General features: G+C 65.8%; 25 protein-coding genes. 21 read left to right on the plus strand and 4 right to left on the minus strand.

Annotation, left to right across the window (positions count from 1 at the left end; all coding sequences use genetic code 11):
- Positions 1-46: 46 nt before the first annotated feature.
- The 4 genes from AC1DXV_RS03540 to yajC are packed head-to-tail and all read right to left on the minus strand — an operon-like array spanning position 47 to position 5672.
- A complete protein-coding gene (locus AC1DXV_RS03540) occupies positions 47-2335 on the minus strand; it encodes a DUF1631 family protein (RefSeq protein ID WP_477864442.1) in 2289 nt (762 codons plus the stop codon).
- A 39-nt stretch (positions 2336-2374) separates the two neighbouring features.
- Positions 2375-3406, minus strand: a complete 1032-nt coding sequence (secF, locus tag AC1DXV_RS03545) for a protein translocase subunit SecF (RefSeq protein WP_477864441.1) — start codon at positions 3404-3406, stop codon at positions 2375-2377.
- Between the two features lie 33 nt (positions 3407-3439).
- A complete protein-coding gene (gene secD / locus AC1DXV_RS03550; RefSeq protein ID WP_477932514.1) occupies positions 3440-5329 on the minus strand; it encodes a protein translocase subunit SecD in 1890 nt (629 codons plus the stop codon).
- A gap of 10 nt (positions 5330-5339) precedes the next feature.
- Positions 5340-5672, minus strand: coding sequence for a preprotein translocase subunit YajC (gene yajC, locus AC1DXV_RS03555; RefSeq protein ID WP_477864439.1), 333 nt, complete (start codon positions 5670-5672; stop codon positions 5340-5342).
- A gap of 307 nt (positions 5673-5979) precedes the next feature.
- Between yajC and rplN the strand changes: the two genes are divergently transcribed.
- The 21 genes from rplN to dsbD all read left to right on the plus strand — a co-directional run bounded on the left by rplN (position 5980) and on the right by dsbD (position 18858).
- On the plus strand, positions 5980-6348 hold the full coding sequence (gene rplN / locus AC1DXV_RS03560) for a 50S ribosomal protein L14 (protein WP_011831006.1): 369 nt from the start codon (positions 5980-5982) through the stop codon (positions 6346-6348).
- Between the two features lie 25 nt (positions 6349-6373).
- Positions 6374-6691 carry a 50S ribosomal protein L24 gene (gene rplX, locus AC1DXV_RS03565; RefSeq protein WP_477864438.1) on the plus strand — a complete coding sequence of 106 codons (318 nt, stop codon included), beginning with the start codon at positions 6374-6376 and terminating at the stop codon, positions 6689-6691.
- Between the two features lie 10 nt (positions 6692-6701).
- Positions 6702-7241 (plus strand): 50S ribosomal protein L5, encoded by a 540-nt coding sequence (gene rplE, locus AC1DXV_RS03570; RefSeq protein ID WP_477932516.1) that lies wholly within the window; start codon positions 6702-6704, stop codon positions 7239-7241.
- An 8-nt stretch (positions 7242-7249) separates the two neighbouring features.
- Positions 7250-7555 (plus strand): 30S ribosomal protein S14, encoded by a 306-nt coding sequence (gene rpsN / locus AC1DXV_RS03575; RefSeq protein ID WP_477864437.1) that lies wholly within the window; start codon positions 7250-7252, stop codon positions 7553-7555.
- A 27-nt stretch (positions 7556-7582) separates the two neighbouring features.
- Positions 7583-7978, plus strand: a complete 396-nt coding sequence (rpsH, locus tag AC1DXV_RS03580) for a 30S ribosomal protein S8 (RefSeq protein ID WP_047507686.1) — start codon at positions 7583-7585, stop codon at positions 7976-7978.
- A gap of 16 nt (positions 7979-7994) precedes the next feature.
- Positions 7995-8528, plus strand: coding sequence for a 50S ribosomal protein L6 (gene rplF, locus AC1DXV_RS03585; protein WP_477864436.1), 534 nt, complete (start codon positions 7995-7997; stop codon positions 8526-8528).
- An 11-nt stretch (positions 8529-8539) separates the two neighbouring features.
- Positions 8540-8905 carry a 50S ribosomal protein L18 gene (gene rplR / locus AC1DXV_RS03590; protein ID WP_477864435.1) on the plus strand — a complete coding sequence of 122 codons (366 nt, stop codon included), beginning with the start codon at positions 8540-8542 and terminating at the stop codon, positions 8903-8905.
- Between the two features lie 44 nt (positions 8906-8949).
- Complete coding sequence (rpsE, locus tag AC1DXV_RS03595) at positions 8950-9468, plus strand: 30S ribosomal protein S5 (protein ID WP_477864434.1); 519 nt, start codon at positions 8950-8952, stop codon at positions 9466-9468.
- 20 nt (positions 9469-9488) lie between these two features.
- Complete coding sequence (rpmD, locus tag AC1DXV_RS03600) at positions 9489-9671, plus strand: 50S ribosomal protein L30 (protein ID WP_047507678.1); 183 nt, start codon at positions 9489-9491, stop codon at positions 9669-9671.
- 14 nt (positions 9672-9685) lie between these two features.
- On the plus strand, positions 9686-10117 hold the full coding sequence (rplO, locus tag AC1DXV_RS03605; RefSeq protein WP_477864433.1) for a 50S ribosomal protein L15: 432 nt from the start codon (positions 9686-9688) through the stop codon (positions 10115-10117).
- A 16-nt stretch (positions 10118-10133) separates the two neighbouring features.
- Positions 10134-11444 (plus strand): preprotein translocase subunit SecY, encoded by a 1311-nt coding sequence (gene secY, locus AC1DXV_RS03610; protein ID WP_477864432.1) that lies wholly within the window; start codon positions 10134-10136, stop codon positions 11442-11444.
- A 39-nt stretch (positions 11445-11483) separates the two neighbouring features.
- Entirely contained in the window at positions 11484-11702 is a 219-nt protein-coding gene (gene infA / locus AC1DXV_RS03615) for a translation initiation factor IF-1 (protein ID WP_047489367.1), read from the plus strand.
- Positions 11703-11762: 60 nt separating this feature from the next.
- A complete protein-coding gene (gene rpmJ / locus AC1DXV_RS03620) occupies positions 11763-11876 on the plus strand; it encodes a 50S ribosomal protein L36 (RefSeq protein WP_011830995.1) in 114 nt (37 codons plus the stop codon).
- Between the two features lie 37 nt (positions 11877-11913).
- Positions 11914-12279, plus strand: a complete 366-nt coding sequence (gene rpsM, locus AC1DXV_RS03625; protein ID WP_477864431.1) for a 30S ribosomal protein S13 — start codon at positions 11914-11916, stop codon at positions 12277-12279.
- Between the two features lie 17 nt (positions 12280-12296).
- Positions 12297-12698: a 30S ribosomal protein S11 gene (gene rpsK / locus AC1DXV_RS03630; RefSeq protein ID WP_025495798.1), complete on the plus strand. Its 402-nt coding sequence runs from the start codon at positions 12297-12299 to the stop codon at positions 12696-12698.
- Positions 12699-12860: 162 nt separating this feature from the next.
- Positions 12861-13484: a 30S ribosomal protein S4 gene (gene rpsD, locus AC1DXV_RS03635; protein ID WP_047507670.1), complete on the plus strand. Its 624-nt coding sequence runs from the start codon at positions 12861-12863 to the stop codon at positions 13482-13484.
- Between the two features lie 166 nt (positions 13485-13650).
- Positions 13651-14637 carry a DNA-directed RNA polymerase subunit alpha gene (locus tag AC1DXV_RS03640; RefSeq protein ID WP_047507668.1) on the plus strand — a complete coding sequence of 329 codons (987 nt, stop codon included), beginning with the start codon at positions 13651-13653 and terminating at the stop codon, positions 14635-14637.
- A gap of 73 nt (positions 14638-14710) precedes the next feature.
- Positions 14711-15103: a 50S ribosomal protein L17 gene (gene rplQ, locus AC1DXV_RS03645; RefSeq protein WP_477864430.1), complete on the plus strand. Its 393-nt coding sequence runs from the start codon at positions 14711-14713 to the stop codon at positions 15101-15103.
- 110 nt (positions 15104-15213) lie between these two features.
- Positions 15214-16134 (plus strand): ATP-binding cassette domain-containing protein, encoded by a 921-nt coding sequence (locus tag AC1DXV_RS03650; RefSeq protein WP_477932518.1) that lies wholly within the window; start codon positions 15214-15216, stop codon positions 16132-16134.
- 12 nt (positions 16135-16146) lie between these two features.
- Positions 16147-16932 carry an ABC transporter permease gene (locus AC1DXV_RS03655; protein WP_477864428.1) on the plus strand — a complete coding sequence of 262 codons (786 nt, stop codon included), beginning with the start codon at positions 16147-16149 and terminating at the stop codon, positions 16930-16932.
- Between the two features lie 57 nt (positions 16933-16989).
- Positions 16990-18858 (plus strand): protein-disulfide reductase DsbD, encoded by a 1869-nt coding sequence (gene dsbD / locus AC1DXV_RS03660; RefSeq protein WP_477864427.1) that lies wholly within the window; start codon positions 16990-16992, stop codon positions 18856-18858.
- Positions 18859-18892: the final 34 nt, after the last annotated feature.

Consider the following 18892-nt stretch of genomic DNA (forward strand, 5'->3'; position numbering starts at 1 on the left):
GAAAAAAGCCACCGAACGCGGTGGCTTTTTCGTTGGGGCCGGAGGGTCAGTTCAACAACCGGCTCGGATCGACATCGAGCTTGGCCAGCGCGCTGCGCGTGGCCCGCACGGTCAGCGATTCATCCTGCGCCGGCACCAGCAGGCCGGCCTGCAGGAAGGCCGCCAGGCGGTGCTGCTGGAACAGGATGCCGCGCCCATGCGGCGACACGAACAGCGCCAGCTGGCGCCGCAGGCCCTGCCAGGCGAGCTGCACGGCCTCGTTGCGATTGCGGTAGTCGAGCATGTACCAGCCGCCGACCTGCAGCTCGCGCGCCCAGGTCAGCATCGCCGGCGTCGGCATCGAGCCACCTTCGCCGACCACCTCGAGCTCGGCGCTCTCGTGGCCCGACAGGTCCAGCACCATCGCCTCGTCGATGTCGACATCGGCCGATTCCGGCAGCATTTCCTCGAGGGTCTCGAGGCGGACCATCAGTTCCTCGAGCCGCTCCTGCGGGATCGCGGCCGTCTTCGCGGTGAACGCCGCGGCGAGCGAGTTGTTCAGCCGCTGGATGTGCTCGTCCTGGCGCTCGGGCGAGACGCCGGCGTGGTCCATGCCCTCGCGCAGCGTCTTCAGCAGCGGCGGCAGGCGGCGGATCACTTCGGCGCGTTCCTCGCGCGAGACCTTCGCGCTCGCCGACCAGATCAGGTCGGCCGCGGCGCGCTTCATCGTCTTCGTCTCGGCGCCCTGCGCGCCGCTCTTCACCGCAGTCATCGCCATCACGTCGGCCCAGACCTGGAACAGGAAGTCGCGCACGCCTTCCTGCACCGGCACCTCGTTGAGCATCTTGCGCAGCTCGATCGTGTACTGGATCGCGAGCGTCTCGCGCTGCTCGACCTGCTGGGCCAGCGAGACGCCCTTGCGGGTGGCCTCGTTCTCGTTCTGGAAATAGTTCTCGAGGAACTTCTCGAACTCGGTCAGCACGGTCTGGAACACCCGGCGTCCGGTGTCCGGGTAGGCCTCGACGACCTGCACGACGCGCTTGATCTCGCGCTCCAGCGCATCGCCGACGGCGCGGCTGGTGGAGTCGAAGCCCATCACGCAGGCGCCCATGCGGTCGATCAGCCGGCGCGCCGGGTGGTCGACGGTCGCAAAGAAATCGGGCTCGCTGACGGCCACCCGCAGCACCGGCATCTGCAGCCGGGCGAACCACACCCGCACGACGGCCGGGATGCGCTCCTCGGTCAGGATGCTCTGGAACAGCAGCGCGACGATCTCGATCGTGGCGCGCTCGACCGGCGTCGACGCGGCCTTCTTCAGCGCCTGCTTGCGCTGGTGCAGTTCCTCGAGCAGGGCCGGGGTGCTGACCTGGCCGGCCGAGGTGCGCGGGGAATCGGGCGAGCCCGCTCCGAGGCGCCGCTGGATGCCTTGCTGGGCGTCCGTGATTGCGGCCCGCAACTCGGGCGAGGCCGAATTCATCGGCGCCGTGCGGCTGAAGTCGGGGAGCTGCCGGCCGATCAGCCGGTTCAGGCGCCCGAGCACCGCCTCGGCGTGGTCGGCCCCGCGGGCGAAGCCGCCGGCCCGGGTCATCATGCGGGTTTCCTCACCGACGCCGGTGCGGCCGAAGCCGGTGCCTGCCGGCGATGCGACGGTCGCCGGCCCGCCGGAGGCGCCGCCACCGCCAGCACCCTGGCCATTGCGCGTGCGCCGGATGAACGGCCGCAGGTCGACGTCGGGCAACACGCCCTTCTGCACCAGCCAGCGGTTGGTCTCGTGGTACGCCTCTTCGGCGAAATGCGCGAATTCCTCGTGGATCACGCCCTGCAGCGTGCGCCACAGGTCATGGTTGAGCGAGGCCCCGCGCCAGGCGGCGGTGACGATGCGGGCCAGCACATGGGGGCGCAGCACGTCGTTGGTGTCGAGCTCGTCGCGGCGTTCCATCGACGACATGCGCGAGCGCAGGTCGGTGAACTCCCACGACGACTTGTCCATCATCGCCAACGCCAGCCGCGAACTGAGGATCTCGACCTCGATGGTGTCGTCGTCGACCAGCGTCATGCTGGCAGCGCGCCCGGGTGGTGGCAGGTCACCGGGGCGCGAAGCCGACACCATGCCGTTGCCGAGCGAGGCGCGCAGTGCCGTCGTCATGCCGCTGACCCACAACGGCGCGGCGCGCCGCAGGTCGGCCGCCGCATCGCGGCGCTTGTACTGGATCCCGTGCTCGGCCGTCTGGGCGGCCAGCAAGCGGGCGCCTTCCTCGACCGCCTGGACGATGCCGGGCACGCCGTAGAGGAGCCGCTCGACGTAGGAGCGGCGCGCCTGGGCGGCCAGGGCCAACGAATCGGCGGCGGTCGCCATGAAGGTGTCGGATAGCGATCGAGTGGGGAAGTCCTTACTCTACACCACCGCTCCGGCGTTCGGATCGTCCGGATCGGTCTCTTTGGCCGTCGCTTTCATCAGGTCTTCACGCTTCACGCCCAGCCACATCGCGATGGCGGCGGCCACGAAAACCGACGAGTAGATGCCGAACAGGATGCCGATCGTCAGCGCCACGGCGAAATAGTGCAGCGTCTGGCCGCCGAAGATCAGCATCGACAGCACCATCATCTGGGTGCTGCCGTGCGTGATGATGGTGCGGCTCATCGTGCTGGTGATCGCGTGGTCGATGACTTCGGGTGTCGTCATCTTGCGGTACTTGCGGAAGGCCTCGCGGATCCGGTCGAAGATCACGACCGATTCGTTGACCGAGTAGCCCAGCACCGCGAGCACGGCGGCCAGCACCGACAGGCTGAACTCCCACTGGAAGAACGCGAAGAAGCCCAGGATGATGATCACGTCGTGCAGGTTGGCGACGATCGCGGCGACCGAGAACTTCCACTCGAAGCGGAAGGCGAGGTACAGCATGATGCCGGCGATCACGAAGACCAGCGCCTTGGCGCCGTCCTCGGCCAGTTCGCGGCCGACCTGCGGGCCGACGAACTCGTTGCGGCGCAGCGATACCGGCTCCGCGTCGCCGACCTTGCAGACCGGGCGCGACACGGCCTCGCCCTTGTCGCTGACGGACTGCAGCGTCGACACGATGCCGTTCTCGGCTTTGCACAGTGCACCGAACACCCGCTCGACGACCACGTCCTGCTTGATGTCCGGCCGCACCGGCAGGCGGATCAGCACGTCGCGCGCGCTGCCGAAGTTCTGCACCTGGGCCTCGCCCAGTTGCAGGCCTTCGACGATGCCGCGCACCCGGTTGATGTCGGCCGACTGCGAATAGGCGGTCTCGATCAGCGTGCCGCCGGTGAACTCGACCGACAGGTGCAGCCCGCGGGTCGCGAGGAAGAACACCGCCGCCAGGAAGGTCAGCAGCGACACGACGTTGAACACCAGCGCATGCCGCATGAACGGGATGTCGCGCTTGATCCGGAAGAATTCCATGGAATTGCCTGCTAGTTCGGGTGTTGCGTGGGGTCAGCCTTGCGGCTGGTCGCCCGGCGTGGCCGGTGCGCCCTGCGGGCGCCAGACCTGGCCGATCGACACGCTCTTGAGCTTCTTCTTGCTGCCGTACCAGAGGTTCACGAGGCCGCGCGAGAACATCACCGCCGAGAACATCGACGTGAGGATGCCCAGGCAGTGCACCACGGCGAAGCCCTTGATCGGGCCGGAGCCGAAGGCCAGCAGCGCGACGCCGGCGATCAGCGTGGTGACGTTGGAGTCGAGGATGGTCGCGAACGCGCGCTCGTAGCCGGCGTGGATCGCCGCCTGCGCCGACGCGCCGTTGCGCAGTTCCTCGCGCACCCGCTCGTTGATCAGCACGTTGGCGTCGATCGCCATGCCCAGCGTCAGCGCGATGGCGGCCACGCCCGGCAGCGTCAGCGTCGCCTGCAGCATCGACAGCACCGCCACCAGCAGCAGCAGGTTGAACGCGAGCGCCAGCGTCGAGAACACGCCGAACAGCAGGTAGTAGCAGCACATGAACAGCGCGATCAGGGCGAAGCCGCCCATCACGCTGTGGAAGCCCTTGGCGATGTTGTCGGCGCCGAGCGTCGGCCCGATCGTGCTCTCCTCGATGATGTCCATCGGCGCGGCCAGCGAGCCAGCGCGCAGCAGCAGCGCGGTGTCGGTGGCCTCGGACGGCGTCATCGAGCCGGAGATCTGGAAGCGGTTGCCGAGTTCGCCCTGGATCACCGGCGCGGTCACGACCTCGCCCTTGCCCTTCTCGAACAGGATGATCGCCATGCGCTTGCCGATGTTGTCGCGCGAGGTGTCGCGCATGATGCGCGCGCCCTTCGCGTCGACGGTCAGGTCGACCTTCGGCTGCTGGGTCTGGCTGTCGAAGCCGGGTTGCGCATCGGTCAGGCTGTCGCCGGTCAGCACGACGTTGCGCTTGACGATGATCGAGCGGCCGCCGCGTTCGGTGAAGCGCTCGGTGCCGAACGGCACCGGCCCGTTGCCGGCTGCCGCCGAATTGGCTTCGGCGCTGTCGTCGACCATGCGCAGCTCGAGTGTCGCGGTGCGGCCGAGCGTCTGCTTGGCGCGCGCGGTGTCCTGCACGCCCGGCAGCTCGACGACCACGCGGTCGACGCCCTGCTGCTGGATCACCGGTTCGGCGACGCCCAGTTCATTGACGCGGTTGTGCAGCGTCGTGATGTTCTGCTTGATCGCGGCGTCCTGGACCAGGCGCGCGGCCGCCGGCTTCAGAGCGCCGGACATGCGGATCTCGGTGCCGTCGGGCGTCTCGGTCCATTGCAGGTCGGGCAGCTGTTCGGTCAGCAGTGAGCGCGCCGCGTTCACCGTCTCGCGGTCGCGGAAGCGCACCTCGACGGTGTCGCCGTTGCGCGAGATGCCGGCGTGGCGCAGGTTCTTGTCGCGCAGCAGCGTGCGGATGTCGCCGGTCAGCGCCTCGGCCTTCTTGGTCAGCGCCGACTTCATGTCGACCTGCATCAGGAAGTGCACGCCGCCGCGCAGGTCCAGGCCCAGGTACATCGGCAGCGCGCGGATCGCGGTCAGCCAGTGCGGCGAGCGCGACAGCAGGTTCAGCGCGACGACGTAGCTCGGGTCGTTCGGGTCCGGGTTGAGTGCATTGGCGATCGCTACCTTGGCCTTGCCCTGGGTGTCGACGTCGCCGAAGCGGGCGCGCACCGAGTTGCCGTCGAACTCGACGAAGTCCGACGGGATGCCGGCCGCGGACAGCGCCTGCGTCACGCGCTGCGTCATCGACGCATCGAGCTTCAGCGTCGGCTTGCCGCTGCTGATCTGCACGGCCGGCGCTTCGCCGAACACATTGGGCAGCGTGTACAGCAGGCCGACCACCAGCGCGATCCCGAGGATCGCGTACTTCCACCACGGATAGCGATTCATGGCACCCTGCTTACTTGACCGTGCCCTTGGGCAGCACTTGCACGACGGAGCTGCGCTGCACCTGCACCTCGACGCCTTCGGCGATCTCGACGTGGATGAAGGTCTCGCCGAGCTTGGCGACCTTGCCGAGCAGGCCGCCGGCGATCACGACCTCGTCGCCCTTGGCGACGGCCTCGATCATCGCCTTGTGCTCTTTCTGCCGCTTCATCTGCGGGCGGATCATCACGAAGTACATCACCACGAACAGCAGCACGAACGGCAGCATGCCGGTGATGCCACCGCCGAACGGCGACTGGGCGCCTGCTGCGGGAGCGGCCTGGGCAAAAGCTTCGGAAATGAACACGTGAGAATCCTCAGTGGACGCCCCTGCGTGCCAGACGGCCCCGGGGCAGAAATGAAAAGTCCGCGATTGTAGGTTGTGGCGCGCAGGCAAAGTCCTGGCGCTGCGCCCGGTTTCTTTTGCGGGACCGGGTTGACACGGGTTTCAGAAGTCCCCCATAATCCGCAGCTTCGCCGAAACGCCCGTTTGGCTGTGCACCAAGGAACTCAGTGATGAGGTCAGTGGAGCCCCAGTGAAACGAGCCTCGGCTCCGCCCAAACCACGGGCCCAAGACTGACTGCGCTTGCGCAGTACAAGTTGGGGACTGAACATGATTCAAATGCAATCGCGGCTTGATGTCGCGGACAACACTGGCGCGAAATCCGTCATGTGCATCAAGGTGCTCGGCGGCTCGAAGCGTCGTTACGCCGGCATCGGTGACGTGATCAAGGTCAGCATCAAGGAAGCTGCGCCGCGTGGTCGCGTGAAGAAGGGCGAGGTCTACAGTGCCGTCGTCGTTCGCACCGCCAAGGGCGTTCGCCGCCAGGACGGCTCGCTGGTCAAGTTCGACGGCAATGCCGCCGTCCTGCTGAACGCCAAGCTCGAGCCGATCGGCACCCGCATCTTCGGCCCGGTCACGCGTGAACTGCGTACCGAGCGCTTCATGAAGATCGTTTCGCTCGCACCTGAAGTGCTCTGAGCTGAGACAAGTCAAAGGACGAGCCATGAACAAGATTCGTACAGGCGACGAGGTCATCGTGTTGACCGGTCGCGACAAGGGCAAGCGCGGTAAGGTCGTCGCACGTGTCGATGCTGACCACCTGAGCGTCGACGGCGTGAACGTCGTCAAGAAGCACGTCAAGCCGAACCCGATGAAGGGCACCACCGGCGGCATCGTCGACAAGGTCATGCCGATCCATCAGTCGAACATCGCCATCTTCAATGCGGTGACCGGCAAGGGTGATCGCGTGGGCATCAAGTTGCTGGCTGACGGCAAGAAGGTCCGCGTGTTCAAGTCCAGCGGCGAAGAAATCAAGGCATAAGAGGTTAGCCATGGCTCGTTTGCAACAGTTTTACCGCGAGAAGGTCGTTCCCGACCTCGTGACGAAGTTCGGCTACGTCTCGACGATGCAGGTTCCCCGCATCACGAAGATCACGCTCAACATGGGCGTGAGCGAGGCGGTCTCGGACAAGAAGGTCATGGAACACGCTGTCAGCGACCTGACCAAGATTGCCGGCCAGAAGCCCGYGGTCACGAAGTCGAAGAAGGCGATTGCCGGCTTCAAGATCCGTGACGGCGTGCCCATCGGCTGCATGGTCACGCTGCGTGGCGTCCAGATGTATGAATTCCTGGACCGCTTCGTGACGATCGCGCTGCCGCGCGTTCGTGACTTCCGCGGCATCTCGGGTCGTTCGTTCGATGGCCGTGGCAACTACAACATCGGCGTCAAGGAACAGATCATCTTCCCCGAGATCGAGTACGACAAGGTCGATGCGCTGCGTGGTCTGAACATCAGCATCACGACGACTGCCAAGAGCGACGATGAAGCCAAGGCGCTCCTCGCTTCGTTCAAATTCCCGTTCAAGAACTGAGGTGGCCCGTGGCTAAGACATCCCTCATCCAGCGCGAAGAGAAGCGCGAGCGACTGGTTGCCAAGTTCGCGAAGAAGTACACCGAGCTGAAGGCTACGGCGAACGACGCGAAGAAGTCCGACGAAGAGCGCTACGCCGCGCGCCTGGAGCTGCAGAAGCTGCCGCGCAATGCGTACCCGACGCGTCAACGCAACCGTTGCGAGCTGACCGGTCGCCCGCGTGGCACCTTCCGCAAGTTCGGCCTGGGCCGCAACAAGATCCGCGAACTCGCGTTCAAGGGCGACATCCCCGGTGTCGTCAAGGCCAGCTGGTAATCGGCAGGACGATCAGGAGATATTCGAATGAGCATGAGTGATCCTATCGCCGATCTGCTGACGCGCATCCGCAACGCACAGATGGTCCAGAAGACCTCCGTGACGATGCCGGCGTCGAAGCTGAAAGTGGCGATCACGCAAGTCCTGAAGGACGAGGGCTACATCGAGAGTTTTGCGCTGGTGGGCGAAAAGTCCAAGCCGCAGCTCGAGATCACGCTGAAGTACTACGCCGGCCGCCCGGTGATCGAGCACATCGAGCGCGTCAGCCGCCCGGGTCTGCGGATCTACAAGGGCCGCCACGACATCCCGAGCGTGATGAACGGTCTCGGTGTCGCCATCGTGACCACGCCGAAGGGCGTGATGACGGACCGCAAGGCTCGCCAGGCCGGTATCGGCGGCGAAGTGCTTTGCTACGTCGCCTAAGCAACGGAGAAGCGAAATGTCCCGCGTAGGAAAAATGCCGATCGCTCTCCCGCAAGGCGTGGATGTGTCGATCACCGCTGAGAAGATCAGCGTCAAGGGCTCGCTCGGCACGCTGGTGCGTCCGGTGAACGGCCTGGTGGCCGTGACGAACGAAGGCGGCAAGCTGCAGTTCGCACCGGCCAATGACAGCGTCGAAGCCGACGCGATGTCGGGCACGATGCGCGCGCTGGTGGCCAACATGGTCAACGGCGTGAGCAAGGGTTTCGAGAAGAAGCTGACGCTGGTCGGCGTGGGCTTCCGGGCCCAGGCTGCCGGCACCAAGCTGAACCTGCAGATCGGGTTCTCGCACCCGGTGTCGAAGGACATGCCGACCGGCATCAAGGTCGAGTGCCCGACGCAGACCGAAATCATCATCAAGGGTTCCGATCGCCAAGCCGTTGGCCAGATCGCCGCTGAAGTCCGCGCGATCCGGCCGCCCGAGCCCTACAAGGGCAAGGGCATCCGGTATGCCGACGAGAAGGTCACCCTCAAAGAGACCAAGAAGAAGTAAGGAGCGACGACATGTTGAACAAAAAAGATCAGCGCATTCGCCGCTCCCGCCAGACCCGTGCACGCATCGCGGTCCAACGCGTGGCGCGCCTGACGGTCTTCCGCACCAACCTGCACATCTACGCCAGCGTCATCTCCGACGACGGCCAGAAGGTGCTGGCCAGCGCCTCGACCGCCGAAGCCGACGTCCGCAAGGAACTGGGCGCCTCGGGCAAGGGTGGCAACGTGGCTGCTGCCACCGTCATCGGCAAGCGCATCGCCGAGAAGGCGAAGGCTGCGGGCGTCGAGAAGGTGGCGTTCGACCGCGCCGGTTTTGCATACCACGGCCGCATCAAGGCGCTGGCAGACGCGGCTCGCGAAGCCGGCCTGCAGTTCTGATGCCCTCGGGCATCTGAGAATCGGCGAAGACAAGGAATTCGACAATGGCAAAGTTTCAACCCCGCGCGCAGGCTGAAGGCAACGACGACGGCCTGAAGGAAAAGATGATCGCGGTCAACCGCGTCACCAAGGTCGTCAAGGGTGGTCGCACGCTGAGCTTCGCGGCTCTGACCGTGGTCGGTGACGGCGATGGCCGCATCGGCATGGGCAAGGGCAAGGCGAAGGAAGTTCCGGTCGCCGTGCAGAAGGCGATGGAATCCGCCCGTCGCAACATGGTCAAGGTCTCGCTGAAGAACGGCTCGATCCACCACAAGGTGATCGGCGAGCACGGTGCTTCGCGCGTCCTGATGGCACCGGCCAAGCCGGGTGACGGCATCATCGCCGGCGGCCCGATGCGCGCGGTGTTCGAAGTGATGGGCGTGACCGACATCGTCTGCAAGAGCCTCGGTTCGACCAACCCGTACAACCTCGTTCGCGCCACGCTGAATGCCCTGAAGCATGTCAGCACGCCGGCTGAGATCGCCGCCAAGCGTGGCCTGTCCGTCGAGCAGATCCTCGGCTGAACGGCGCGCGGAGAAACATCATGGCTGACAAGAAAACCGTCAAGATCAAGCTGGTCCGCAGCATCGCCGGCACGCGCGAATCGCATCGCGCGACCGTGCGCGGCCTGGGCCTGCGCAAGCTGAACAGCGAATCGACGCTGGAAGACACGCCGGCAGTGCGCGGCATGATCACCAAGGTCCAGTACCTGGTCAAAGTGCTCTGACCCGAGGAACGAACATGGAACTGAACAACATCAAGCCCGCCGCGGGCGCCAAGCATGCCAAGCGCCGTGTCGGCCGTGGCATCGGCTCCGGCCTGGGCAAGACGGCCGGCCGCGGCCACAAGGGCCAGAAATCGCGTTCGGGCGGCTACCACAAGGTCGGCTTCGAAGGCGGCCAGATGCCGCTGCAACGTCGCCTGCCGAAGCGTGGCTTCAAGTCGGCGCTGCTGAAGTACAACGCCGAGATCACGCTGTCCGACCTCGAGGTGCTGGCCACCGATGAAGTCGACATGCTGACGCTGAAGCAAGCGGGCCTCGTCGGCCAGCTGGCCAAGGTGGTCAAGGTCATCAAGACCGGCGAGCTGACCAAGAAGGTCGTGCTCAAGGGCATCGGCGCGACCGCCGCTGCCAAGGCTGCGATCGAAGCCGCTGGCGGCTCGGTCGCGTAACTCGGGACGCGCTTCAGTGGCAACCAACGCGAATCAGCTGGCCAAGAGTGGCAAGTTCGGCGACCTCCGTCGCCGGCTCGTCTTCCTGGTGTTGGCGCTCGTCGTGTACCGCATCGGAGCGCACATCCCGGTGCCGGGCATCGATCCGAACCAACTGCAGCAGCTCTTCAAGGGCCAGCAGGGCGGGATCCTGAGCCTGTTCAACATGTTCTCGGGCGGCGCCCTGTCGCGCTTCACCGTCTTCGCGCTGGGCATCATGCCCTACATCTCGGCGTCGATCATCATGCAACTGATGACCTACGTGGTGCCGAGCCTGGAAGCGCTGAAGAAGGAAGGCGAGTCGGGTCGTCGCAAGATCACGCAGTACACGCGCTACGGCACGCTGGGCCTCGCGATCTTCCAGTCGCTGAGCATTGCGCTGGCGCTCGAGGGCCAGGCGGGCCTGGTCGTTTCGCCCGGCGTCGGCTTCCGTCTGACGGCGGTCGTGAGCCTGGTGGCCGGCACGATGTTCCTGATGTGGCTCGGTGAGCAGATCACCGAACGCGGCCTGGGCAACGGCATCTCGATCCTGATCTTCGGTGGCATCGCGGCCGGCCTGCCGAACGCGATCGGCGGCTTGCTCGAGCTGCGCAACACCGGCGCGATGAGCGTCCTGGTGCTGCTGTTCATCCTGCTCGTGATCGGGGCGGTGACGTATGCGGTGGTGTTCGTCGAGCGGGGCCAGCGCAAGATCCTCGTGAACTATGCGAAGCGCCAGGTCGGCAACAAGGTCTACGGCGGCCAGTCGTCGCACCTCCCGCTCAAGCTGAACATGTCGGGCGTGATCCCGCCGATCTTCGCGTCGTCGATCATCCTGCTGCCGGCCACCGTGGTGAGCTGGTTCGCGACGGGCGAAAGCCTGCGCTGGCTGAAGGACCTGGCCGGCCTGCTGTCTCCGGGCCAGCCGATCTACGTGATGCTGTATGCCGCGGCGATCGTGTTCTTCTGCTTCTTCTACACGGCACTGGTGTTCAACAGCCGTGAGACGGCAGACAACCTGAAGAAGAGCGGCGCGTTCATTCCGGGCATTCGTCCGGGCGACCAGACGGCCAAGCACATCGACCGCATCCTGTCCCGCCTGACGCTGGCCGGTGCGATCTACATCACGCTGGTCTGCCTGCTGCCCGAATTCCTGGTGCTGAAGTACAACGTTCCGTTCTACTTCGGCGGGACCTCGCTGCTGATCATCGTGGTTGTCACGATGGACTTCTGGGCGCAGGTGCAGTCTTATGTGATGAGTCAGCAGTACGAGTCGCTGCTCAAGAAGGCGAATTTCAAGGCCAGCTGATGCTGGTGATCGACGAAGACAGACACGAAACAGACAGGCATGGCGAAAGACGACGTCATTCAGATGCAAGGCGAGATTCTGGAGAATCTGCCGAATGCCACGTTTCGTGTGAAGTTGGAAAACGGGCACATCGTGCTGGGCCACATCTCCGGAAAAATGCGGATGCACTACATCCGCATCCTGCCCGGCGACAAGGTGACAGTCGAGTTGACGCCCTACGATTTGACGCGGGCCCGCATCGTGTTCCGGGCCAAGTGATTGTTCGGAACACGACGAGTTTGAATCAGGAAGCGCTCTGAAAGGGCCTAGGAGAAGAGTATGAAAGTTGCAGCATCGGTCAAGAAGATGTGCCGGAATTGCAAGGTCATCCGTCGCAAGGGCGTTGTGCGCGTGATCTGCACGGATCCGCGCCACAAGCAGCGCCAAGGCTGAACCTGGCCTTCGGACGAAAAGCGAATAGAGGAAGCTCATGGCACGTATTGCTGGTATCAACATTCCGCCCCAGAAACACGCTGAGATCGGCCTGACGGCGATTTACGGCATCGGTCGCAGCACCGCGCAGAAGATCTGCGCCGCCTGCAACGTCCCGCTCGATCGCAAGATCAAGGACCTGACCGACACCGACCTGGAGAAGATCCGGGAAGAAATCGGCCGCATGACGATCGAGGGCGATCTGCGCCGCGAGATGTCCATCAACATCAAGCGGTTGATGGACCTCGGCTGCTACCGTGGCTTCCGTCATCGCCGTGGCCTGCCGGTTCGCGGCCAGCGCACGAAGACGAATGCGCGCACTCGCAAGGGCCCGCGCAAGTCCGGCGCCCTGGTCAAGAAGTGATTTGAGAGAAGGTCGATATGGCTAAAGCACCGAATACCGCTGCCCAGCGTGTGCGCAAGAAGGTCCGCAAGAATGTTGCGGACGGCATCGCCCACGTTCACGCATCGTTCAACAACACGATCATCACGATCACCGATCGTCAGGGCGGCGCGCTGTCCTGGGCGTCGAGCGGTGGCCAAGGCTTCAAGGGTTCGCGCAAATCGACGCCCTTCGCAGCCCAGGTGGCGGCTGAAGTCGCAGGTCGTGCTGCCCAGGAACAGGGCATCAAGAACCTCGACGTGCGGATCAAGGGCCCCGGCCCGGGTCGTGAATCGTCGGTGCGCGCCCTGGCTTCGCTGGGCATCCGCATCAACTCGATTTCCGACGTGACGCCGGTGCCGCACAACGGCTGCCGTCCGCAGAAGCGTCGTCGCATCTGATCGCTGAAGTTTTTCTCGTCGCCGGCGGGTGCCTTGCACCGCGCCGGCGCATTCGTTAGGCCGCCAGGCCTCAAGCCCACCGTCCGAGCGCCCAGAACAACACTCGCCGGACTCGCATGAGCTTCAGAGGAAGCCCATGTCAGATTGACCAAAGGAAGCAACGTGGCACGTTATCTTGGCCCCAAGGGCAAACTCGCCCGCCGTGAAGGCACCGACCTGTTCCTGAAGAGCGCCCGTCGCGCCATCGGTGACAAGGTCAAGTTCGACAGCAAGCCCGGCCAGCATGGCCGCACCTCCGGCTCGCGCACCTCCGACTTCGGCCTGCAACTGCGCGAGAAGCAGAAGGTCAAGCGCATGTACGGCGTGCTGGAGCGCCAGTTCCGCCGCTATTTCGCCGAGGCCGAGCGCCGCAAGGGCAACACCGGTGCCAACCTGCTGCTGCTGCTGGAATCGCGCCTGGACAACGTCGTCTACCGCATGGGCTTCGGCTCGACCCGTGCCGAAGCGCGCCAGCTGGTGTCGCACAAGGCGATCACGGTGAACGGCGCCACGGTCAACATCGCGTCGTACCTGGTCAAGGCCGGTGACACGGTGGCCGTGCGTGACAAGTCGAAGAAGCAACTGCGCATCACCGACTCGGTCAAGCTGGCCGAATCGCAAGGCATGCCGAACTGGGTGCAGGTCGATGCGAGCAAGCTGGAAGGCGTGTTCAAGAAGGCGCCGGACCGCGACGAATTCGGCGCGGACATCAAGGAAGCGCTGATCGTTGAACTGTATTCGCGTTGATGCCCGTGCCGGCCACGCCGACGTCGCCCCCGTGGGCGGCGCGGGGTGGCCCGTCCGCGTTTCGCGAGTCTCTCGATTTCCCTGGTGCGGCCGTGGCACCCGCCGTGGCCGTTGGTCCCTCAGCCTTATCGGTGTAACGAACCGAGGGTATTGAAAGAAAGACCTCATGCAAACAAATCTGCTCAAACCCAAAGCCATCAATGTGGAGCCGCTGGGCGGCAACCGCGCCAAGGTCACGCTCGAACCGTTCGAGCGCGGCTACGGCCACACGCTGGGCAACGCGCTGCGTCGCGTGCTGCTGTCGTCGATGGTGGGGTATGCGCCGACCGAAGTGACGATCGCCGGCGTGCTCCACGAGTACTCGACCGTCGACGGCGTGCAGGAAGACGTGGTTCACATCATGCTGAACCTGAAGGGCGTCGTGTTCCGCCTGCACAACCGCGACGAAGTGACGCTGGTGCTGCGCAAGGAAGGTGAAGGCCCCGTCACCGCCGGCGACATCCAGACGCCGCACGATGTGGAAATCATCAACCCGGATCACGTCATCGCCCACCTGTCGCAAGGCGGCAAGCTGGACATGCAGATCAAGGTCGAGAAGGGCCGCGGCTACGTGCCCGGCACGCTGCGCCGCTACGGCGACGAGCCGACCAAGTCGATCGGCCGCATCGTGCTGGACGCTTCGTTCTCGCCGGTCGCCCGCGTCAGCTACACGGTCGAGAGCGCCCGCGTCGAGCAGCGCACCGACCTGGACAAGCTGGTGATGGAGATCGTCACGAACGGTGCGATCACGCCGGAAGAGGCGATCCGCGCGTCGGCGAAGATCCTGGTGGAACAACTGGCCGTGTTCGCGCAGCTGGAAGGCAGCGAGATCGCCGCGTTCGACCAGCCGGCCCAGCGCAGCACGCAGTTCGACCCGATCCTGCTGCGTCCGGTCGACGAGCTCGAGCTGACGGTGCGTTCGGCCAACTGCCTGAAGGCCGAAAACATCTACTACATCGGCGACCTGATCCAGCGCACCGAGACCGAGCTGCTGAAGACCCCGAACCTGGGTCGCAAGTCGCTGAACGAAATCAAGGAAGTGCTCGCCTCGCGTGGTCTCACGCTGGGCGCACGCCTCGAGAACTGGCCCCCGCAGGGCCTCGACAAGCGCTAACGCGTTTGATCGTGCACCCCCAGTACCTGATACGGCTGGGGTCTTATAAGTCAGTCAACAAAGGAACAGCACCATGCGTCACCGCAACGGACTTCGCAAACTCAACCGCACGTCGGAGCACCGCGCTGCGATGCTGCGCAACATGTGCAACTCGCTGCTGCAGCACGAAGCGATCAAGACCACGGTCCCGAAGGCCAAGGAACTGCGCCGCGTCGTCGAGCCGCTGATCACGCTGGCCAAGGAGCCGACGCTGGCGAACCGCCGCCTCGCCTTCGACCGCACGCGCGACCGCGACATCGTCACGAAGCTCTTCAACGAACTGGGCCCGCGCTACAAGGCGCGCCCGGGCGGCTACACCCGCATCCTGAAGATGGGCTTCCGCATCGGCGACAACGCGCCGATGGCCTTCGTCGAGCTGGTCGACCGCCCTGAAGTGGCCGACGAAGCGGCGACCGACAACGCCTGAGCGGCAGCGCCTGAACAAGGCGCGCTGAATCGAAAAGGGCCGGTGATTGCGATCACCGGCCCTTTTTCCATGGGCGATGCTTTTCTCGCGGCGATGGCACACTGCGCGGCATGGCCGAGCCGATCTTCCGCATCTCCCACCTGCACAAGAAATTCGGCACCAACACCGTCGTCGACGACCTCTCGCTGGAGATCCAGGCGGGCGAATGCCTCGGCGTGATCGGCCCGAACGGCGCCGGCAAGACCACCACGATCCGCATGTGCCTGGGCCTGGTCGGGCCGGACGCCGGCGAGGTGCAGGCCTTCGGGCTGCCGATTCCGCAGCAGGTGCGCGAGGCCAAGAAGCGGATCGGCGTCGTCACGCAGTTCGACAGCCTCGATCCCGATTTCACCTGCGCAGAGAACCTGCGCGTCTACGGCCGCTACTTCGGCCTGCCGAAAGCGACGATCGAGGCGCGCATCCCGAAGCTGCTGGAGTTCGCCTCGCTGCAATCGAAGGCCGATGCGAAGCCCGGCGAACTGTCCGGCGGCATGAAGCGGCGCCTGAGCCTCGGCCGTGCGCTGATCAACGACCCCGACCTGCTGCTGCTCGACGAGCCCACCACCGGCCTCGATCCGCAGGCGAGGCACCTGATGTGGGAGCGGCTGCAGAACCTGCTGCAGCAGGGCAAGTCGATCCTGCTGACGACCCACTTCATGGACGAGGCCGAGCGCCTGTGCGATCGCCTGCTGGTGCTGGACCACGGCCGCAAGATCGCCGAAGGCACGCCGCGCGGCCTGATCAACGAGCACCTCGAGACCGATGTCGTCGAGGTGTTCGGCGATGGCGCGCTCGCGATGGCGGCGCAGCATGCGGGCCTGGCCGAGCGTGTCGAGACCAGCGGCGAGACGGTGTTCTTCTACCTGCGCCAGCCGCAACCGCTGCTGCAGGCGCTGGCGCAGCACCACGACATCCGCACACTGCACCGGCCGGCGAACCTGGAGGACCTGTTCCTCAAGCTCACGGGCCGGCAGATCCGTGACGACGCCTGACAGGACCGAGCGATGCTGATCTCCCTCTACGCCGCCCCGCGCATCACCGCGCGTTTCTGGCCGGTGGTGCTGCGCAACCTGCTGGTGTGGCGCAAGCTGGCGGTGCCGAGCGTGCTGGGCAACATCGCCGAGCCGCTGATCACGCTGGTGGCGTTCGGCTACGGGCTCGGCTCGATGATCGGCCAGGTGCAGGGGCTGCCGTACATCGAGTACCTGGCGTCGGGGAGCATCGCCGTCAGCGGTGCGCTGGCCGCGACCTTCGAGGCGCTGTACTCGGCCTATTCGCGCATGCAGGTGCAGCGCACCTGGGACAGCATCATGAACGCGCCGATCGCGCTCGACGACATCGTGTTCGCCGAGATGCTGTGGGCGGCGATGAAATCGGTGTTCACGGTGGCGGCGATCATGGCGGTGATCTTCGTGCTCGGGATCAGCCGGGCGCCGACGATGCTGCTCGCGCTGCCGGTGCTGTGCTTCGTCGGCGTGACATTCGCCTCGATCGCACTGGTGTTCAACGCGCTGGCGCAGAGCTACGATTTCTTCACCTACTACTTCACGCTGGTGATGACGCCGATGACCTTCCTGTCGGGCGTGTACTTCCCGATCGAGCAGATGCCCGGCTGGCTGCAGGTGATCGCGCAGGTGCTGCCGCTGACCGCCGCGGTCGACCTGGTGCGGCCGTTGATCCTCGGGCAGTGGCCGCAGCAGGTGGGGCTGCCGGTGCTGGTGCTGGCCGCCTATGCAGGGGGCGGCTACTACCTGGCATTGGTGCTCACCCGGCGCCGTTTCTTCAAGTAGCGGCACGGAACCTGTCGCGTGCCTTCGACTCCCCCTCCCATGCGTGCATTGAATCCCGTGACCCCCTGGCCGCGCCTGGCGGCTGCATTGATGATGTGGGCGGCGGCGCTGTGCGCGCTGCCCGGCGCGGCGCGGGCCGCCGACGATTTCCTCGACCCCGCGGTGGCCTTCCGCTTCGATGCGAAGCCGCTGGACGCGAAGAGCGTCGAGGTCAGCTTCGCGATCGCGCCGGGCTACTACCTCTACCGGGAGCAGTTCAGGTTCGCGGCCGGCGGGGCGACGCTCGGCGAGCCGGTCATCCCGCCGGGCAAGGTGAAGTTCGACGAGACCTTCCAGAAGAATGTCGAGACCTACCGCGACGTGATCCGCATCGTCGTGCCGGTGCAGCAGGCGGCACCGCGCTTCACGCTGACGGTGACGAGCCAGGGGTGTGCCGACAAGGGCCTGTGCTATCCGCCGCGCGAGACGCAGGCGGAGATCGGCCTGAGCGGCTTCGGCGGYGACGGGACGGCGCGGCTGGTGGTGGCGGGCGGCAGCGGTGCCACGTCGTCGAGCGCGGCGCCCACCGGCTCGGCCACAGCGGCCCTGGCGCAGACGGAGGCAGCGTCGCCGTCATCGGCAGCGCCGACCTCCACCGACAACGCCGGCATCGACGCCGCCTTGCGCGGCGGCCGTTTCTGGACCGTGGTCGGCGTGTTCTTCCTGGCCGGCGTGCTGCTGTCGCTGACGCCCTGCGTGCTGCCGATGCTGCCGATCCTGTCGTCGATCATCGTCGGGCAGGGGCACAACGTCACCCGCTCGCGCGGGCTGGCGCTGGCCGCGAGCTATTCGCTCGGCATGGCACTGGTCTACACCGCGTTCGGCGTGGCGGCGGGGCTGGCCGGCGTCGGGCTCGCAGCGGCGTTGCAGAACCCGTGGGTGCTGGGGGTGTTCGCGCTGGGGCTGGTGGCGCTCGCGGTCTCGATGTTCGGCGTGTACGAGTTGCAGCTGCCGGCGGCGCTGACCGGCCGCCTGACCGAGGCCTCGCAGCAACTGCCGGCCGGGCGCATGGCCAGCGTGTTCGCGATGGGCGGCGTGTCGGCGCTGATCGTGAGCCCGTGCGTGGCCGCGCCGCTGGCCGGTGCGCTGGTGTACCTGAGCCAGACGCGCGACGTGCTGCTCGGTGGCACGGCGTTGTTCTCGCTGGCGGCCGGCATGAGCATCCCGCTGCTGCTGGTCGGGGCCTCGGCCGGCACGCTGCTGCCGCGCGCCGGCGCCTGGATGGATGGCGTCAAGCGCCTGTTCGGCCTGATGCTGCTCGCGGTGGCGCTGTACACGGTGCAGCCGGTGCTGTCGGCCACGGTGGCGCTGGCGCTGTGGGGCGCATTGCTGATCGGTGCGGCGGTGGTCGCGCTGGCCGGCGGTGCGCACGCGCCCGCGACGGCGCCGGGCACGCTGCTGCGCAAGTCGGGTGCGGCGGTGCTGGCCTTGCTGGGCACACTGCAACTGGTGGGCGCGGCCTCGGGCGGCACCGATCCGCTGCAACCGCTCGGGCACTTGCGGGGCGGCGGTGCCGTTGCGGCAGCGCACGGGCCGACGTTCGCGACGGTGCGCAGCGTTGCCGAGCTCGATGCCGCACTGCGCAGCGCAGGCCGGCCGGTGATGCTCGACTTCTATGCCGACTGGTGCGTGTCGTGCAAGGAAATGGAGCGCTTCACGTTCACCGATCCGGCCGTGCAGGCGAAGCTCGCGAACGCGCTGCTGCTGAAGGCTGATGTGACGAAGAACAACGACGACGATCGCGCGCTGCTGAAGCGCTTCAACCTGTTCGGCCCGCCGGGCACGATCTTCTTCGCTGCCGACGGTCGTGAAATGCAGGGCACCCGCGTGATCGGTTTCCAGAAGGCCGAAGAGTTCCTCGTGACATTGCAGCGAGCCGGCCTGTAAAGCTCGCACGCCATCAGTTCCTGTGCTATAGTCA

The sequence above is a fragment of the Rhizobacter sp. P3_C12 genome (assembly GCF_056402735.1).

Coding starts and splice junctions, on each gene's coding strand:
- AC1DXV_RS03540 (WP_477864442.1), bottom strand. CDS start 2,335: ATGGCGACCGCCGCCGATTCGTTGGCCCTGGCCGCCCAGGCGCGCCGC.
- secF (WP_477864441.1), bottom strand. CDS start 3,406: ATGGAATTCTTCCGGATCAAGCGCGACATCCCGTTCATGCGGCATGCG.
- secD (WP_477932514.1), bottom strand. CDS start 5,329: ATGAATCGCTATCCGTGGTGGAAGTACGCGATCCTCGGGATCGCGCTG.
- rplN (WP_011831006.1), top strand. CDS start 5,980: ATGATTCAAATGCAATCGCGGCTTGATGTCGCGGACAACACTGGCGCG.
- rplX (WP_477864438.1), top strand. CDS start 6,374: ATGAACAAGATTCGTACAGGCGACGAGGTCATCGTGTTGACCGGTCGC.
- rpsH (WP_047507686.1), top strand. CDS start 7,583: ATGAGCATGAGTGATCCTATCGCCGATCTGCTGACGCGCATCCGCAAC.
- rplF (WP_477864436.1), top strand. CDS start 7,995: ATGTCCCGCGTAGGAAAAATGCCGATCGCTCTCCCGCAAGGCGTGGAT.
- rplR (WP_477864435.1), top strand. CDS start 8,540: ATGTTGAACAAAAAAGATCAGCGCATTCGCCGCTCCCGCCAGACCCGT.
- rpsE (WP_477864434.1), top strand. CDS start 8,950: ATGGCAAAGTTTCAACCCCGCGCGCAGGCTGAAGGCAACGACGACGGC.
- rpmD (WP_047507678.1), top strand. CDS start 9,489: ATGGCTGACAAGAAAACCGTCAAGATCAAGCTGGTCCGCAGCATCGCC.
- rplO (WP_477864433.1), top strand. CDS start 9,686: ATGGAACTGAACAACATCAAGCCCGCCGCGGGCGCCAAGCATGCCAAG.
- infA (WP_047489367.1), top strand. CDS start 11,484: ATGGCGAAAGACGACGTCATTCAGATGCAAGGCGAGATTCTGGAGAAT.
- rpmJ (WP_011830995.1), top strand. CDS start 11,763: ATGAAAGTTGCAGCATCGGTCAAGAAGATGTGCCGGAATTGCAAGGTC.
- rpsM (WP_477864431.1), top strand. CDS start 11,914: ATGGCACGTATTGCTGGTATCAACATTCCGCCCCAGAAACACGCTGAG.
- rpsK (WP_025495798.1), top strand. CDS start 12,297: ATGGCTAAAGCACCGAATACCGCTGCCCAGCGTGTGCGCAAGAAGGTC.
- AC1DXV_RS03640 (WP_047507668.1), top strand. CDS start 13,651: ATGCAAACAAATCTGCTCAAACCCAAAGCCATCAATGTGGAGCCGCTG.
- rplQ (WP_477864430.1), top strand. CDS start 14,711: ATGCGTCACCGCAACGGACTTCGCAAACTCAACCGCACGTCGGAGCAC.
- AC1DXV_RS03650 (WP_477932518.1), top strand. CDS start 15,214: ATGGCCGAGCCGATCTTCCGCATCTCCCACCTGCACAAGAAATTCGGC.
- AC1DXV_RS03655 (WP_477864428.1), top strand. CDS start 16,147: ATGCTGATCTCCCTCTACGCCGCCCCGCGCATCACCGCGCGTTTCTGG.